15 protein-coding genes are annotated in these 17,925 nt (G+C 37.1%); 9 read left to right on the top strand and 6 right to left on the bottom strand.

The genetic code is table 11. The features are described from left to right. Positions 1 to 25 precede the first annotated feature (25 nt). The 7 genes from SYNTR_RS09385 to SYNTR_RS09355 all read left to right on the top strand — a co-directional run bounded on the left by SYNTR_RS09385 (position 26) and on the right by SYNTR_RS09355 (position 6,372). Positions 26 to 931 (top strand): quinate 5-dehydrogenase, encoded by a 906-nt coding sequence (locus SYNTR_RS09385; protein ID WP_156204272.1) that lies wholly within the window; start codon positions 26 to 28, stop codon positions 929 to 931. 1 nt (position 932) lies between these two features. Next, positions 933 to 1,838 carry a hypothetical protein gene (locus SYNTR_RS09380; protein ID WP_156204271.1) on the top strand — a complete coding sequence of 302 codons (906 nt, stop codon included), beginning with the start codon at positions 933 to 935 and terminating at the stop codon, positions 1,836 to 1,838. Between the two features lie 127 nt (positions 1,839 to 1,965). Further along, a complete protein-coding gene (gene greA / locus SYNTR_RS09375) occupies positions 1,966 to 2,445 on the top strand; it encodes a transcription elongation factor GreA (protein ID WP_156204270.1) in 480 nt (159 codons plus the stop codon). A 184-nt stretch (positions 2,446 to 2,629) separates the two neighbouring features. Beyond that, positions 2,630 to 4,102 carry a lysine--tRNA ligase gene (lysS, locus tag SYNTR_RS09370; protein ID WP_156204269.1) on the top strand — a complete coding sequence of 491 codons (1,473 nt, stop codon included), beginning with the start codon at positions 2,630 to 2,632 and terminating at the stop codon, positions 4,100 to 4,102. A gap of 288 nt (positions 4,103 to 4,390) precedes the next feature. Further along, the gene (locus SYNTR_RS09365) at positions 4,391 to 4,579 is read left to right on the top strand and encodes a transcriptional regulator (RefSeq protein WP_156204268.1); all 189 of its coding nucleotides are present in this window, start codon (positions 4,391 to 4,393) and stop codon (positions 4,577 to 4,579) included. Between the two features lie 197 nt (positions 4,580 to 4,776). Then, positions 4,777 to 5,193 carry a hypothetical protein gene (locus SYNTR_RS09360; RefSeq protein WP_156204267.1) on the top strand — a complete coding sequence of 139 codons (417 nt, stop codon included), beginning with the start codon at positions 4,777 to 4,779 and terminating at the stop codon, positions 5,191 to 5,193. Between the two features lie 63 nt (positions 5,194 to 5,256). Continuing rightward, complete coding sequence (locus tag SYNTR_RS09355; RefSeq protein WP_156204266.1) at positions 5,257 to 6,372, top strand: glycosyltransferase family 4 protein; 1,116 nt, start codon at positions 5,257 to 5,259, stop codon at positions 6,370 to 6,372. 91 nt (positions 6,373 to 6,463) lie between these two features. Here the strand turns inward: SYNTR_RS09355 and csaB are convergent, their stop codons facing one another. Further along, positions 6,464 to 7,534, bottom strand: coding sequence for a polysaccharide pyruvyl transferase CsaB (gene csaB / locus SYNTR_RS09350; RefSeq protein ID WP_156204265.1), 1,071 nt, complete (start codon positions 7,532 to 7,534; stop codon positions 6,464 to 6,466). Between the two features lie 603 nt (positions 7,535 to 8,137). On the opposite strand from csaB, the gene SYNTR_RS09345 reads away from it, so the two are divergent. Continuing rightward, positions 8,138 to 9,205, top strand: coding sequence for a glycosyltransferase family 4 protein (locus tag SYNTR_RS09345; protein ID WP_156204264.1), 1,068 nt, complete (start codon positions 8,138 to 8,140; stop codon positions 9,203 to 9,205). A 37-nt stretch (positions 9,206 to 9,242) separates the two neighbouring features. Next, positions 9,243 to 10,370: an LCP family protein gene (locus SYNTR_RS09340; RefSeq protein WP_156204263.1), complete on the top strand. Its 1,128-nt coding sequence runs from the start codon at positions 9,243 to 9,245 to the stop codon at positions 10,368 to 10,370. A gap of 51 nt (positions 10,371 to 10,421) precedes the next feature. On the opposite strand, the gene murJ is transcribed toward SYNTR_RS09340, so the two are convergent. From murJ to SYNTR_RS09315, 5 genes are all read right to left on the bottom strand, one after another. Continuing rightward, positions 10,422 to 11,975, bottom strand: coding sequence for a murein biosynthesis integral membrane protein MurJ (gene murJ / locus SYNTR_RS09335; protein ID WP_197079095.1), 1,554 nt, complete (start codon positions 11,973 to 11,975; stop codon positions 10,422 to 10,424). A 361-nt stretch (positions 11,976 to 12,336) separates the two neighbouring features. After that, the gene (locus SYNTR_RS09330; protein ID WP_156204261.1) at positions 12,337 to 13,632 is read right to left on the bottom strand and encodes a nucleotide sugar dehydrogenase; all 1,296 of its coding nucleotides are present in this window, start codon (positions 13,630 to 13,632) and stop codon (positions 12,337 to 12,339) included. 587 nt (positions 13,633 to 14,219) lie between these two features. Then, the gene (locus tag SYNTR_RS09325) at positions 14,220 to 15,251 is read right to left on the bottom strand and encodes a glycosyltransferase (protein ID WP_243140179.1); all 1,032 of its coding nucleotides are present in this window, start codon (positions 15,249 to 15,251) and stop codon (positions 14,220 to 14,222) included. Between the two features lie 370 nt (positions 15,252 to 15,621). Beyond that, entirely contained in the window at positions 15,622 to 16,917 is a 1,296-nt protein-coding gene (locus tag SYNTR_RS09320; protein ID WP_156204260.1) for an O-antigen ligase family protein, read from the bottom strand. A gap of 174 nt (positions 16,918 to 17,091) precedes the next feature. Continuing rightward, positions 17,092 to 17,574: a DUF4330 domain-containing protein gene (locus SYNTR_RS09315; protein WP_156204259.1), complete on the bottom strand. Its 483-nt coding sequence runs from the start codon at positions 17,572 to 17,574 to the stop codon at positions 17,092 to 17,094. Between the last annotated feature and the right edge of the window lie 351 nt (positions 17,575 to 17,925).

The raw sequence follows: 17,925 nt of genomic DNA, 5'->3' as shown, positions 1-17,925 counted from the left end.
CCTCTGGTCAGTTAGGAGGTAATGTATGAAGCATGTAGTTAGTGTAAGCCTAGGTTCTTCCAAAAGAGATCATGCCTATGAAACTGATTTTTTGGGTCAAAAATTTTGTATTGAGAGAATTGGAACAGATGGCGACTGGGATAAAGCAATTGAGCTAATTAGAAGACTTGATGGGAAAGTTAATGCATTTGGTATGGGAGGAATAGACCTCTACATTTATATTGCTGGAAAAAAATACACTATAAAAGATGCTAAACTACTAGTTAACGAAGCCCGCAAAACTCCTATGGTAGATGGAAGTGGTCTCAAAAACACCCTAGAACGTAAATGCATAAAGGATGTCCACGAACAAGGTATTTTAGAAATAGAAGGCAAAAAAGTGCTTATGGTATGTGCCGTTGATCGTTTTGGCATGGCCGAAGCCTTTAATGATGTGGGAGCTAAACTTATAATAGGAGATTTAATGTATACAGTTGGCATACCCATTCCACTACGTTCATTAACCTCACTAAGAATAATAGGAAAAGCCATAGCTCCATATATTGTTAGAATGCCATTTGAAAAACTTTATCCAACGGGAGAAGATCAAAATGTCATAATTCCTAAACATTCAAAATATTATTATGAAGCAGATATTTTAGCTGGTGACTTCAACTATATTAGAAGATACCTCCCGGAAAAATTAGAAGGAAAAAAAGTCATAACCAATACCACTACCGAAAATGATCTAGAGATTTTAAAGCAGCGTGGAATCAAAAAAGTAATAACCACTACACCAGATATGGGTGGGCGATCATTTGGCACTAACGTTATTGAAGCTCTAATGGTAGCACTTATATCCAAACCATTAGACCAAATAATGCCAGAAGATTATATAGAAATGCTAGACAAACTAGACATGCATCCGGGGGTTATCGACTTGGAGAGATAACATGTTAAACCTTGATTTTGCAATATTAAATATGATGGAAAAAGAAAAAAAGGGGCTAGTATATCAGAAACTAATTCTGGACAAACTAGCCCCCTTATTTTTTTCACCAAGGGTAGAAAACCTCCTAGATTTAGAAGATGTCGGATCAAAGGGCTGTAAATTAATATTACCATTAGGAAATGACAACTGGAATCAACTTACCAAAAACACACAGGAACAGGTTCTTAATAAATCTAGCAAAATAATGAAAGAATACTCATTAAACACTCTAGCAGTAGATCGTAGGCTAAAAAGTAATTTTCATGAATTATCCAACAATTTTTCCATGGTATTTGGGGATAATTTTATAAAGGCCTTATCTATTAACTACTTAGAACAAATGCTTTCCAAAAGGGAAGTAAAACGAATAATTATTGCGGGTATAATCCCCGATCTAGACATCTTTATTGAGAAACTGTGTGATTACAGTATACCTGTATCACTACAAAACTTTTATCCATCTAAATACGAACAATTTGCGTATCGCTTGCTCTATGACAAAGGAGTGGCTGTAAGTACTAGTTTTGTTACACCTAGCACTTGGGAAAAAGGAGACCTAATATTTATATTCGAACCACAATACCAAAGATATACCGTAGCGTCTCCCGACAGTTTTTTTATAAAACTAACTGATAACAGACAGGGTATATCATTAGAGCTAGAGGAAAAGCTAAAAAAATCTGGGCTTAACTCAAGCTTATATAACCTTGCTCCAGTTTTAGAAAGCTGTTTAATATCAAAAGCAGGAATAAATAATCCTTATGAAGAAAATAAAGGATTAACAAATGTCCAAGAAGTCAAAAAAAACACATTTGAGCAAATAAAACAAGTTGCAGATGACCTTGATATATGGGAGTTGTTTTCTTGACAATGGAATCTGAGCTCTATATAATACCATAAAGAATTTGCGACGAAACATCATATCCCATATTCGAGGATCAAAGCGGGCATAAGCCTCGCTTTTTTATAAGTAAATAAGTTAGGAGAGATTCAAAATGGCAGTTGAAAAAGAAATTCTACTTACAAAGGAAGGTTTAAAAAAGCTTGAAGATGAACTAGAGCATCTTACCTCAGTAAAACGTGAAGAAGTAGCAGAACGGATAAAACAAGCTATAGCTTTTGGAGATATATCGGAAAACTCTGAGTATGAAGACGCCAAAAATGAGCAAGCATTTATAGAAGGAAGAATTGCATCATTAGAAAAAACACTAAAAAATGCACGACTAATGGAAGAAGGAGATGTCAGAACAGATATAGTCTCACTTGGATCAAAAGTAACCCTAAAAGACTTAAAATCAAATAGAGAAGTTACGGTTACTGTTGTTTCAACTGTCGAATCAAGAATACGAGATGGGAAAATATCAGACGAATCACCTGTAGGTAAAGCAATAATCGGTAAAAAAGTAGGTGAAGAAGTAGAAGTAGAAGCACCAGCTGGCATAATAAAATATAAAATTATTAATGTAGAAAAATAGAATACGCCCTTCGGGCTAATTTTGATTATTAATTTTGAATTCTTAATTAAGGTAGGAAAGCAAAGCCTTCCATTATAATTATGTGTACAATTTAGGGGAAACATAGTTTCCCCACCATAATTAAAAATTAAAAATTAAGAATTAAGAATTAAGAATTAATAGTATTTAGGGGGAGGTTTAAACCTTGTCAGAACAACAAGATCTAAATGAATTGAAAAAAGTTAGGCGAGAAAAACTTGATGAACTACGCGACTTAGGAGTTGACCCATTTGGGCAAAGATTTGAGCGCACCCATGACATAAAAACCGTACTAGACAACTTCGAATCAATGCAAGACGAATCCGTAACCATAGCCGGCAGAATCATGTCCAAAAGAAGACACGGCAAAGCCGGATTTGCAAACATATTGGATATTAGTGGAAACATACAACTCTACTTTAGAAAAAACGACATAGGTGAAGAAAAATACGAATTATTCAAAAAAATGGATATTGGCGATATCATAGGTATTAACGGAAACGTATTTCTAACCCAAAAAGGTGAAAAAAGCATATACGTTAAAGACATGGTATACCTATCCAAATCCCTAAACCCATTACCCGAAAAATGGCATGGTCTAAAAGACGTAGAACTACGCTATCGACAAAGATATGTAGACCTAATAGTAAACCCCGAAGTTAAAGACGTATTCATCAAGCGTAGCCAAATAATAAAAGAACTGCGTAGCTTCCTAGACAATCAAGGATTTCTAGAAGTAGAAACTCCCATGATGCAGCCAATACCTGGGGGAGCTGCTGCGCGCCCATTTATAACTCATCACAATGCCTTAGACATGGAGCTGTACCTTCGCATAGCTCCCGAGCTCTACCTAAAAAGACTAATCGTAGGTGGATTTGAAAAAGTATATGAAATAAACCGTAACTTCAGAAACGAAGGAATATCAACCAAACACAACCCAGAATTCACCATGCTAGAGCTATACCAAGCCTATGCAGATGTTGATGTAATGATGGAACTAACAGAACAGCTAATTTCATCAGTAGTAAACAAAGTAAACGGCTCCTTTAAAGTACAATTTGAGGACACCGAAATAGACTTCAGTACCCCATGGAGCCGCCTAACCATGCTTGATGCTATAAAAGAATATACCAATGTAGACTTTAACAACGTAAATACAGACGAAGAAGCCCGCCAAGAGGCTAAAAATTTAAAAATGGAAGTAAAAGCTGACACCACTCGTGGGGAAATCATAAACGAAGTTTTTGAAGCATTTGTAGAGGACAAGCTAGTACAACCAACATTCATATATGGTCACCCAGTGGAAATATCGCCACTAGCGAAAAGAAACCCAGATAACCCTGCATTTACAGATCGCTTTGAACTTTTCATAATGCAAAGAGAAATAGCCAACGCATTCTCCGAGCTAAATGACCCCATAGACCAAAAAGAACGCTTCCAAGGTCAAGTAGAAAAAAGAGCCACTGGAGATGCAGAAGCTCATATGATGGATGATGACTACATAAACGCACTAGAATACGGCATGCCCCCAGCAGGAGGTCTAGGCATCGGAATCGACCGCCTAATAATGCTAATAACAAACTCCCCATCCATCCGAGACGTAATCTTCTTCCCAACCCTAAGGAAAAAAGAAGACTAAAACTACAGAGGAAGCACGGGGACGGTTCTTTTGCTTCCTTTTCCAAAAGGAAGCAAAAGAACCGTCCCCGTGCTTCCTCGCCCCTTGCCCCCACCCTCTATGTAACTTCATAAAGATAACCATAGCAGAGAATGAATCTCTGCTTTTTAGCGTTTGCCAGACATGTTACCATAACCTTAGGAAAAGGGCGCATAGATATGGAAAAAATTAACAAATGCTTAATTTACCAACTAAAATAAAGATGCTAATCATCTAACTACCGTCTACCAACAATTTTGAGGTGATGTAATGCTCTTCGAACTTATTAATAGAAACAAAACAATCAAAGAATTACGTAGAAAAAAAGGATATACTGCACAAGAACTAGCTATGAAAATGAGTGTATACAATATAGACATTCTTAAAATAGATAACGAAAAGCTAAAAGACCTAAAAGAGCCATTAAAATCAAGATTAATCCTCAGCTTACGTAAATAATCGGTGATGCAACGACACAGCTGCTGGTTCCTGTGGCATAGCACTGTAAATCGGATCGAGAAAACAAAAATACCACAGAAGAACAGTCTCCTTGTGTTTAGAATTTCCAATTGATTGGTAGTGCTCGATTGATAGTATATTTGCTATACTAATATGTGTGGTAGTATGTTAAGCAAAAGGATGTGTACTATATAAAGATGAAATACTTTTATAATAGTTTCTTATATAAACTCATAAGTGGTAGTTGGTTTTTCGGTTGGATGGTTATGAGCAGACCAGTAGAAAAAAACTACTTTCAGAGCTCATTTTTTTATAAACTAAGCAAACGAGCCCTAGACCTAATACTAAAAAGACTTTACAAAACAGGTGACAAAACTATCCAAATATTTAAAAACAGTATTATCCTAAATAACCTTTTAGCTATTATAGGTATAGCTATATTTGCATTTCTAACCATTGATGCAATAGTAAACGACTATACCAAGCTAAAAACAGCAGTATACTTACTTATAGCATTTTCAGCATTAACACTACCATTACTAAAAATAATCCCTGACCTTTTCAAAGGAAGTAAGATAATTTCGTTTTTCACCTGGTGGGTAAAAACTGACTAAGTTATAATTATTAAACTTTAGTACTCTAAGATAAAGATAGAAACACCAAAAAGGGAGCATAGTATGAATAAAACAAAGGTACTTCACCTTATAGGTGGAGGGGAAATAGGGGGAGCAGAAGAACTAGTTCTAACCATAATGAAGCTCCTAGACAAAGAAAAATACGACCCACATCTCATATGCTTATGTCATGGCCCATTTGTTGAGCTGGCAAAAAAAGAAGGCCTAAAAGCCAGCACTATTCCCATGAAACATAAGCTTGATTTGTCAACCATAAACCCCATAAAAGAATACCTTGTAAAAAACAAAATTGACATAGTCCATACCCATGGGGTAAGAGCAAACTTAGTAGCCCGCATCGCAGCCCACAAAGAAGGTCTGCCAGTAGCTACTACATTTCATAGTGCCCTACGTTATGACTATAATAACAAAATAACATCTATCTTTGCTAAAAGGCTCACTATGCTCACCAACAAACACACAAATAAATTTATAGCCATATCCAACTCCATAAAGGATGAAATAATGGCTATGAATGTTCCTGCAAATAAAATTAAAGTTATACACAGTGGACTAGATACTGCAAAATTTACATCAAACACCCCTAAAGAAAAAGTCCAAAAAGAGCTAGAGATTAACCCACAAAACAAAACTATTACCATGGTGGCTAGGCTCCACCCAGTAAAAGGCCATGAATACTTTATTCGTGCTGCAAAAGAAGTAATAGAAAAAAACATAAATGCCCAATTCTTAATAATTGGAGAAGGTGAGCTCAGAAGCGAACTAGAGCAGCTAATAAACAAACTGAACCTAGACAAAAATATCATAATGCCAGGCTATTATAGCAAAATAGAAGACATTTATCGGATCTCAGACATTATATGTGTTCCATCAGTTATGGAAGGCCTAGGGCTAGTAGTCCTCGAAGCAATGTACTTTAAAACACCAGTTATAGCATCAAATGTAGGAGGAATCCCTGAAATTATTGAAGATGGCAAAGACGGCATCCTAACACCACCCCAAGACTACAAAGCTCTAGCCGATGCCATAATCAAACTATGCCAAAACGAAAAACTATCCCAAACCATAGCGCAAAACGCCACCCAAAAAATAAACAACTTCACAGTCCAAAACATGACCCGTGAAGTAGAAATAATATATGATGAACTAACTGAGTGAAACAGGGGACGGTTCTTTGTTCTAACTGCCAACAGTTAGAACAAAGAACCGTCCCCTGTTTCATCCCCTGTTTCACTCCGTCCACATTGACTCATTTCATCAACCCCAATGCCAAATGCGCGGTTTCCTCGGCTTTCGTCTTCATCTCCTCAGAACGCCGTTTCACCCCATCACGCATACTTTTATCCTCTAACAAACGATCAATATATCCATTCATCTCATCATAATCCAAAGCCAAAGGCTCTAAACCAAAAGCATTTACAAACGCATCTATCTTAGGATCATATGAAATACCAGCAAAAGGTACACCCCTACTAGCTGAGAAAATCAAAGAATGAAGCCTCATTCCTATCATCAAATCAAGCCTAGAAATCAAAGCTATATGCTCAAAACTACTCAAATTATCTTCAATCACATAAGCCTTCTCAGTCATTAAATTAGCCACTTTATGCGATTCATAAACATCATTAGGGTAATCCATAGGCACAAAAACTAAATTATATCCCTTTTGCACCAAACGATCTAACACCTTAGCCAAAAGCTCCTGATACCCCTCCAAAGGTCTCCATTTCCTAACAGAAACCCCAATAACATTACTTACATCAGGGAAAAACCCACTTAGCACACTATCAGCCCTCTCATAATCCGTCTCAGATGGCTCTAATGTAAAAACAGGATCAGCAGTAACCTTTATCGGTGGCTTAGTAATATTCATTTCCTTTAAAAGACTAATAGAATCATTATCCCGCAAAGTAATCAAATCAACCTTATTAGCTATATGATGCATAAGAAACTTACTAAACCCGCGATTAATTGGTCCAATTCCTTGCGCATAAAAAATAACAGGCCGACGTAAAAGCTTTGCCAATAAAACAATACTTATATAATACGGAAGGGAACGAGAACTAGTAACATCTTGCAACAAACTACCCCCACCACTTATTAGCAAATCAGCTTGCCAGAGCTCCTTTATAATCACAAAAGGATTAATCCGACTAACTGCTTTCAAACCATGCAAAGCAGCAGTCTTTTCTGGATAACCAGAAAACACCACAAATTCAGCCGAATCATCTATTTGCTTAATTGTTGAGGTTATAGCCGATAACAATGCTTCATCCCCAGCATTATCAAAACCATAATACCCCGACAAACAAATCTTCATAAAAAAGCCCCTTAACCAATATATAAGTCTTAATAATCATACTACCCTTAAAATAAGTGTGAAACAACTAATTAAGAAAAAATTAAAATATAATTAAGGTTCTACTGCAAAAAGTAACTACAAAAAACTTAAGGCTTAGCTAACTTGTATATCTAAGTCCCGATTAGCAAGGCGTGGTGCATAGATCACAGCTAAGTATAAATAAAAAATCATCTTAGATAATAAGTGCTAAGCCAAAATAAAGATAAAGACCGATGAGTGGCGTGATAAACATGTTAGCTAAGCTGATTCCATAGTCTAACTTTAGCTTTTCGCAAACCAATTAAAAACCCAAAATTATAATAGTCTAGACAAAACATTATTATCTAACTAAATTCCTCTAGCAATATTGTGTCGTATTTTACCATATATAATTACAAAATTAACAATTACTCTGAAAGTTTTCAAATAAACTAAGCGTATATATCTAATATAGACAAAAAACGAATAAAAAGCTAAGGGCTATTGACAAACTTTGCCATTCCTTTCTTTGCCATATGGACAAGAGCTGTAGCCGGTGTTAGAATTAGTCTAGATATGTAGGTTGGGGGTTAGGTTAAAATCATGACGACAACAACAATAATAATTGCCATACTAGCAGCGTTTTGCATAACATATATAGCAGTACCCGTATCAATAAAAATCGCGCATCGTATTGGTGCCATAGATAAACCTAATAATCGCAAAGTTCACGAAAATCTCATGCCTAGACTAGGTGGTTTAGCAATATTTTTAGGTTTTATAATCACAATGCTTTTTGTAGTAGATGTAACAGGACCCATCATTGGTATACTACTAGGAGCTTCCTTAATATTTATAATAGGCCTACTAGATGACATATACCGTTTATCAGCAGTAGTAAAACTAATAGGACAGATAATTGCGGCAGGGATAGCAATATACTTTGGTGTGATAGTCAGTTTTGTAACTAACCCATTTGATGGAATGCTAAATCTAGGCTATCTAAGTATCCCACTAACATTACTATGGATAGTAGGTATAACCAATGCTTTAAATCTTATTGACGGCTTAGATGGACTTGCGGGAGGTGTAGCTGGCATAGCAGCCTGTACCATGGGTGTTGTTGCCTTAACCCAAGGTCAGCTAATAGTAGCCTTAGCAGCATTTATACTCGTTGCAGCTATACTAGGATTCTTACCGTATAACTTCCACCCAGCTAAAACATTTATGGGTGACGGAGGATCAAACTTCTTAGGCTTTGTTTTAGCATGTTTAGCTATAATGGGATTAGCCAAAAGTGCAGCTATTATATCATTATTTATTCCCATAGTAATACTAGGTATACCCATATTTGATACATTTTTCGCTATAATCAGGAGAATAAATAACAAGACCCACATATTTAAACCAGACAAAGCCCATCTTCATCACCGTCTAATGATTATGGGGCTAAGTCACAAAGGAAGTGTATTGGTCATATACGCAATAAGTGGTTTCTTTGGAGCCACAGCCATAACCCTAAGCTTTATAAACAGTCCCAATGCCAGCTTAATATTAGCTTTACTGTTATTAATAATAGTTTTGGGAGCAGAAAAAATAGGCATGGTAAAGGGTGATACCCAAACTACCAAACAACAAACAGAAACTAGAGATATACATGTAAATTCATAATATAATAATAAGGAATCATATGTGAGGTGCATACTTAATGTCAAGAACCAGAAAAAAAAGATCTAATAAAAAATCAAAAACTAAAGCACTGCTCTCCTTTATGTTAATGGCTGGACTAATATTTGGATTATGCTTTGGTGCAGGAGCTTGGATTGCCAACAATTTTATAGTATCCCCAACCAATGTAGTAGCAGATGATGAAGAAGAAGAAAATAAAATAGATGGAGACAGAACCAACATTCTCGTATTAGGACTTGATGCTAGACCAGGGGAAACCGTATCCCGTTCAGATACCATGATGCTAGTATCAGTTGACCCCAAACTTAAAAAAGTAGCAATAGTATCTATTCCACGTGATACTAGATATCCTATAAAAGGTGGTCACCTGGATAAAATAAGTATTGCTACTGTTGCTGGAGGATCAGAGTATGCAGTTGAGGCTGTAGAAGACCTTATGGGAGTAAACATCGACCACTATGTAAGTATGGATTTTAGTGGCTTTGAAAGCGTAATAGATACACTTGGTGGAGTAAATATAACAGTAGGCCAAAGAATGTATAAACCAGCTGAAGGCATAGACTTATATCCAGGGGAGCAAAAACTAGATGGAAAACAAGCATTAGCATTTGTAAGATATAGAGACTATTACTATGGAGACATTGATCGTGTTGAAAAGCAACAAAAATTCTTAAAGGCATTAGCAGATGAAGTATTACAACCAAGAACCATAACAAAACTGCCAAGCCTTGTCAGACAAATTAACGACTACGTAGAAACCGATATTGGTACAACAGACATGATTAGAATGGCAAGCTGGGCGCCAGGATTTAGCAGTGACTCAATAATAACACAAACACTTCCCGGCTACTTTTTAGATAAATGGGATGATGAAGGCAACCTAAAAATAAGCTATTGGATAGCAGATCAATCCCATGCACAAAGGGCATTATCAAGTATGTTTGATGGTGAAACTGTGGCAGTGGTAAGAGAATCCCCACACCCACAGCCAAGACCAACACCACCAAGGGATACTGACCCTGAAGAAGAAATAATAATACGAGATCCCGAAGAAGATTCAGATGAGCAAACAGAAGACGAAGACCAAATAAACAGGGGCGAACTCCCTAGTCCAGGCCATGATGCAGGCCCAGAAGGATACAGGTAAGACAACGGGACGAGGTGGCGTAAGTATAAACACCACCTCGTCCCTTAAACTTTATCTACGCGCTAACCTCTCTAAAAATCTATCCTTAACATACTCCACTTCCTCAATCTTAAGCGGCAAAATAGCCAACCCATAAACCAAAACCCCTATAAAAATACTTCCACAAATATGTACCAACTGATCCCACAAACTAACCATAGCTAATTGACTTACCAAATACATACTTGAAAAATGAACCGCCACTCCCATAATCACAGAAGCAAAAAGCACCTTACCCAGAGTGAAAAACAACTGTCTTTCAGGTAAAGTAGGTAGCTTACGCCTTAAGAAGGAATACACCAGTATCATATTACAAATAGCCGCTAGTGAAGTAGCTAAAGCAAGTCCACCATGAGCTAAATAGCGGATAAGAATCAAACTAAAAATCAAATTTAAAAACACCGAAAAAATATTAATCTTTACTGGTGTCTTAGTATCTTGCATGGCAAAATAAGTACGATTCAAAACATGAAATGCTCCTTGGGCAAAAAGGCCAATTAAATAAAAATTCAAAGCAAAAACCGTAAGTTCGGTAGAATGAGCATCAAAAGCTCCCCTCTCAAAAAGCAAACGCACCAATGGCTCCGACAAAACAAATATCCCTATAGCAGCCGGTATAGTAAAAAACGCCACCAAATTCAAGCCAAAAACCGTAGTTCTACCCATATCTTCAAACTTCTGCTTAGCAGCCTGTTCACTCAAACTTGGAAAAACCGCTGTATTAATAGCCATAACAAAAAGATTATAAGGTAAAAACATCAACTTATTAGCAAAATTAAGTGCCGCAATACTTCCAGTAGCCAGCCCAGAAGCTAATATTCGGTCTATAGTTACATAAAGCTGATTAACTGAAGTTCCTATCATAGCAGGAAACATCAATTCTCCCATCTTTGTTATAGCAGGATTTTTTATTTGTGCTTCTAGTTTGTACCGTAGATTCAGCCTCTTTAAAAAAGGAAGCTGAATAGCCACCTGAGCAACCGTACCTAAAACAGTCCCTAAAGCTAATCCATAAATCCCCATGAGAGGTACTAAAGTAAAAACAGATATAATAATAATCCCTGAAAAAGCTACCGGTGCAAATGCTGCCGCTGCAAACCGCTTATAAGAATTAAGTATACCTCCAATAAGCATAGACAAAGCCAAAAACAGCACAGCTGGAAACATAATCCGCGTAAGCTCAATAGTTAACTCTCGAGCTTCTTGTTCAAACCCCGGAGCAATTATAGCAACCAACAAAGGAGCAATTAACACCCCTATAATCGAAACAACAACCATCCCGATAATAGTCAAATTTATAACCGAGCTTGCCATGTGAGAAGCTTCTTCTTCTCCCTTTTGCACAGCAATACTAGTGAACACTGGAATAAAAGCAGTAGCCAGTGCCCCACCAATAATAATATATAATAAATTAGGCAGAGTAAAAGCCATAACATAAGCATCAGTATAAACACTAGTACCATACTGGGCCGCAATAACCTGTTCCCTAACAAAGCCCAAAAGCCTACCAATTGTACTAAAAGCCAATATCACAACCGCAGCCTTAGCTATAGACTGATTAGACAAAACCCAACCTCCGATACTGTAGTAGTAATTCTTAATTTTTAATTTTTAATTTTGAATTAATGAAGGAAAGCAAAGCTTTCCAATTATATAAAAGCGAAGCTTTAAAAACAACAATAAAAAAAGTCTGTGTTAGTCTGTCAAGTCAGTGCCTGTCAGTGTCAAAAAATAATAAATGAAAAGGAAACGCTAGTTTCCTAACCATAATTAAGAATTTAAAATTAAAAATTAAAAATTAAATAACACTTATCTACTCATTATAATCCAAAACCAACCCACAAAAAAAGGGAAACCCAAGTTTCCCTACATTAATTAAAAATTAAGAATTCAAAATTCAAAATTCCCCGACCAAAGGGAGGGGCACCTACAATCTCTCCAACTTAAACCCCTTCCCATTAACTAACTCCGGTTCATACAAATTCTTCGTATCCACAATAAACGGAGTACCCTCCTTAGACATCAAACCATAAAACCTATCCAAATCCATATAATCAATCCCATTTTGCTTTGTCAAAACAACAATCCCATGAGCATCCTTAACTGCATCTTCTATACTATCAACCTTAAAATCATAATCCTCAGGTACAGCCGGATCAAAAGCCTTTACCTCACAACCAGCATCTATCAAATTACTCACCACAGAATGAGCCGGACTTACTCTATCATCATTAGAATAATCCTTCATAGCTAACCCAAAAACAGCTATTTTCGCAAGTCCCGGTGCAACTGGTAAATTACGCAACACCAAATTAGCAACATAACGTGGCATATCTTCATTTACTCTGCGAGCAGTACTTAAAAGCTCTAAATTAACATCCAACTCCTTAGCCTTAGGAAGCAGATAAAACAAAGCATTAGGCAAACAATATCCACCTACACCCGGTCCCGGAGTAAGCAAATTAACCCTATCATGAGTATTAGCTATACTAACTAACTCAAAAATATCTACACCCATTGCCTTACAAAACTTAGCAAACTCATTAACCATAGCTATATCCACATCACGAGAGATATTTTCCATAACCTTAGCAGCCTCTACAACCTCCATACGACTAGCTTGAGCTATAGGAGCCTTAGTAACTATAGACATAAGCTCAAAAGCCTTCTGTGTACTCTCGGGATTAATCCCAGCCAATGCCGCCGGCATATTCTCAAACTCATGAAAAGCCTTACCCTCAGCAATACGCTCAGAAGAATAAGCTAGATAAAAGTCCACTCCCGCTTTAAGTCCACTCTCTTTCTCCAGAAGTGGCATAATAATATCCTTAGTAGTCCCCGGTATAACCGTACTCCTAATAAGAACCAAATCACCCATCTTGAGACCCTGGCCCACAGTACGACAAACCTCTATCAAAGGAGTCATATCATGCTCATAATCTTCAACTGGTATTCCCACAGTAACAATAATATTATCACACTCTTGCATAGCAGCAGCCCCGTTAGCAATAGCCTTAAAACGCCCAGCAGCCAACTGCTCACTAAGTATCTCCTGAATAGGCTTACCCTCATAATTTTCTAAATGATGAGTAACCCCATTATTCAAATCCTCAACCAAATCAGCCTCAATATCAACTCCAACCACTTCACAACCCCTCATAGAGAAGCTAAGTGCCAGAGGAAGACCTACAAATCCAAGTCCAAACATACAAACCTTTTTCATCTAAATCAATTCCTCCAATTATTGGCAAGGTGCGTGACACCAAGACGGTTTTCCTGTCACACAATTACCTCAACTTATTTATATTATGAAACCATAAACATATTTTACCCAACATGTGCACAAAAGCACAAGCATTTAATTTTGAATTTTGATTCCACTGCAAAAAGCTAAACTTAGAGTATGGAATCGGCTGAGCAAACATGTTTATCACGCCACTCATCGGTCTTTACCTTCATTTTAGCTTAGCACTTATTATCTAAAATGATTTTTTATTTATACTTAGCCGTGATCTATGCACCACGCCTTGCTATTCGGGACTTAGATAAACATGTTTGCTCAGCCTTAAGTTTGTTGTAGTTACTTTTTGCAGCAGAATCAATTTTGAATTCTTAATTCTTAATTAAGGAAGGAAAGCAAAGCTTTCCAATATATCAACCCGTGAGCGAAGCGAACAAGTGTCAAAAAAAACAAAATGAAAGGAAACACCAGTTTCCTAACCACAATTAAAAATTAAAAATTAAAAATTAAAAATTAAAAAAATCAGCGTAAGTCAGTCACGTCAGTGTGCGAACGCAGTGAGTCAGTGTCTATTCAACCCTCTCCCTATACCTCGCCTCAATCCGACTAATCATAAACTCCGCCCGGCTTTCCCACGAATTTTCCTCCGCCTTCTTAAGCCTAGCCTCTCTTTTCTCCTCACTATCCTCCAAAGCTCTCCTAATAGCATCTACAAACCCTTCCTTACCACGCCCAAACTCTACTAATCCCTCAAACTCCATAATCTCAGGCATCGGCACAGAAGCTATCGGCTTACCAGAAGCCAAATACTCATAAAACTTCAAAGGACTAACAGTAGCAGTTAACTCATTTTCCTTAAAAGGATTTAAACACACATCAAACCCCTTAATATATTGTGGCAATACTTCACGATTCCTATGTCCTAAAAAATAAACATTATTTATATCGTCAAAATCTGATATATCTACATTAGCTCCCACTGGTCCAATCATAACCACCGAAGCATTAGGGAACCTAAAAGCCACTTCCTTAATCAGCTCTAAATCAATCCACTCCTTAATAGCACCAACAAACCCCAAAACTGGATTAGGTAAATCTAAAACCTCTTTACCAACCGGAGTGTCAGCACTAAAAGCCTTGTTAAAATGCCTTATATCAGCTGCATTAGGAGAAAGATAGATCTCCCTACAGTACGGTTTCTTATCCTCATAAAGCCCTCTAGCTGTACAAAAAACCATGTCAGATTCCTTGAGCAACCTTTTCTCCATGGCCTTAACCAACTTAGCATTAAATCCATCATAAGCCGAATGCTCATCTACACAATCATAAACCACAAAGCTTTCATCCAGCTTTCCTAACAAATCAGCACTAGTATGTAAATAAGTCCACAAAACCGGCTTATTAAAACCAAGCTCATTCATAGCCCCACGAATAGATTTAGCTATTTTATTCTGATTAATAGAATTAAACCCCGGAAAACGACTACCAAAAGGAAGTGTAACCGGTGGTGATAAAAGCCATATATTACTACTTAACTGCCGCACACCCTCTTTAGCCATATCCTTCTTAAAACCCACATCCGGATCCTTAAAAGGTGACAAAAAAGAAATAGGTGGCTCCACATACAAAATCCTATGCTCCTTAGGCAACCTCCACATAATCTGCTGTTTCCGAGTCCACAAAGGCTCCCAATCCACAGAAGAAACACAAACAATATCCAAAATCAACACCCCAAGTATAAGAATTCTTAATTTTGAATTCTTAATTTTTAATTAAGGAAGGAAAGCAAAGCTTTCCAAATTATAAAATAAACTAACCAACGTGTGAGCGAAGCGAACCAGCATCCTTAATTGCGACCATTAGGGAGCATCAGTTGTACCCGAAGGGTGCGTAAAAAAATATAAATGAAAGGAAACGCTAGTTTCCTAACCACAATTAAGAATTAAAAATTAAAAATTATAAAAGTCAGTGTTAGTCTGTTAAATCAGTGCGTGAGCGTAGCGAACCAGTGTCTATCCTCCGCTCACTAATCCTCGGCAATGCCATCACCAGCCCCAACAAAAACCAATAATAACTACTCATCATCGGCACCTCAAAAACATTCTCTACCACATTATGCGCCAGCACTCCTATAAGTCCAACCAAAATACCCAAGCCCAAATAGCGCATATACTCATCCTCAGTCTCATCAATCGCCCTCCGCGCTTGCCTTAGTCCATATACAAATAAAAGCAGAGTAGCACCGAGACCGACCATACCAGTCTCCACCCCTACCTTCATATACCAATTATCAGCATAAAAGCTTTCTTCTGGAAAATTCCGAGCAGCTACTGCTCCCCCAAACTGCCCTAAGCCAACTCCAACCTCAGGTGAAGCTCGCCAATGATTCAAAGAAACCTCCCAGCGCCCCAAACGCCCACCACGCTCAGAAGACTCAATATAATCACTACTCAACATATAAGCCATCCGATCATAAACCGTAGGCATAAACGTAGGGGTCAAAAAGGCAACTATAACCATACCCAAAATAATACGCCTATCAACCCAAATACCTAAGAAAAACGCTGCTAAAATAAACGCTAACCAAGCACCACGTGAAAAAGTAAACACCAAGCACCCAGCCAGTATCAAAATAGCAACCGCATACAAAGCCTTCTTAAGTAAATTATTACTTATAAAATAAAGCGCAAATGCAATAGGTAAACTCAAAACAATCAAGCTACCCAAAATATTCGGACTACCTATAATAGAAAAAACCCTAGTGGTAATAGTAGCCTCAGCACTATCTACCCAACCAGCAGGCATCTCTACACCTAAAAGATACTGCAAAATACCATAAAACGAAACAATCACACATATAAGTAAAAAGAAATCTATAAGTCCCTTAAAATGCTCACGAGAAAACACCAGATTATAAGCCAAAAAGAACCAGAAAATAAACTGGATCATGACTCGCAACCCTTCAATAGCTATGGCATAATTAGGTGAATTAATAAGCACCAGAAAAACCATAACCCCGACATACAGCATAATAGGAACCAACATAGGAGACCCCTCAGGCCTTAGCCTATAAATAGCAGCCCGTATAATCCAGACCCCTACAATAAAAATAAACAAAAGCTCATCCCAAGGCCCCGCCATAAAAGTAAAAGCCACATGCCTAAAAAACCAGTCCAAAACCACATAAAGAACAATCAAATACAATTCCCAACCATGTACAGGACTAGCATTTTTACTTGTATTTACATTATCATCATAATTGACCATTGAACTCTCCGTATTTAGTAAATATTATAATTTTGAATTTTGAATTTTAAATTTTTAATTAAGGAAAGAAAGCAAAGCTTTCCAATCACAAAAAAAGCGAAGCGTTAAATAGGGAAAGGAAACCTCAGTTTCCTACCCACAATTAAAAATTAAGAATTAAAAATTCAACTCTCCCTACTCCAGCACTTCCACCGAAACTATATTCCCTTTTACCTCAACCACCTGTGTCTTCACATAAAAATCTTCTATCCCTGCTCTTACCTCTTGCCCAGCAAAATTAATCTGTGAAGGACCTATCTGCGTACTCGGCCCCTCTATAGTAAGATGAATATCATTTCTAAAAGGATTAGTCTCCAAATGCATCTTACCCTCAGCATCAGTAGTCACCCAATTAGCTTCCTTTACCTCCATCTCAGTAATCTCAGCACCAGTAATCGCACCTGCAGCTACCAAACGATCACCCACCTGCAAACTCTCCTCTACTCCCGGAAAAATATTATTAGCTACAACCTCTATCCTAACCATATGTGGTTCAGCAGTTATCTCAGTAGCCTGTCCTCGATAAAGAAACCCAGCAGCTAACAAAACCACTAACAAAATAACTGCTAAATCAACTATATTAATAAATCCAAAAAGCCTTCCTCTTTCGTCAATCATCTCCAAAAAGCCTCCTCTTAAAATACTAAAATAAAACTATTTTTTTATAATTAACACAAAAAATACCCAATAACAACAGACAAAATATGCTCACCTTTCTAAGTATAGCACAGAACACTATCTACCTGCCCCCCTGAATTTTCTGAAAAATTTTAAAGCAAAATGAAAGAATTACCACAAAAAAATGTATACAAATACAGGGAGAAACAAACCCTATCACACTTCCTCAAATTTCCAGTAAAGAACACGCAGGAAATTACCGATATATGTCAAATAAGAATAGTTAAACAAAAATACTAAAACAAGAAAACATTTACAAAAAAAATTCGTCAAAAGAAAAGAATCTACAAA

It is taken from the genome of Candidatus Syntrophocurvum alkaliphilum (assembly GCF_009734445.1).
Lineage (GTDB): Bacteria > Bacillota > Syntrophomonadia > Syntrophomonadales > Syntrophomonadaceae > Syntrophocurvum > Syntrophocurvum alkaliphilum.
Note: the sequence above shows the minus strand (reverse complement) of the source record. Positions and strands in the feature narration are given on the sequence as shown.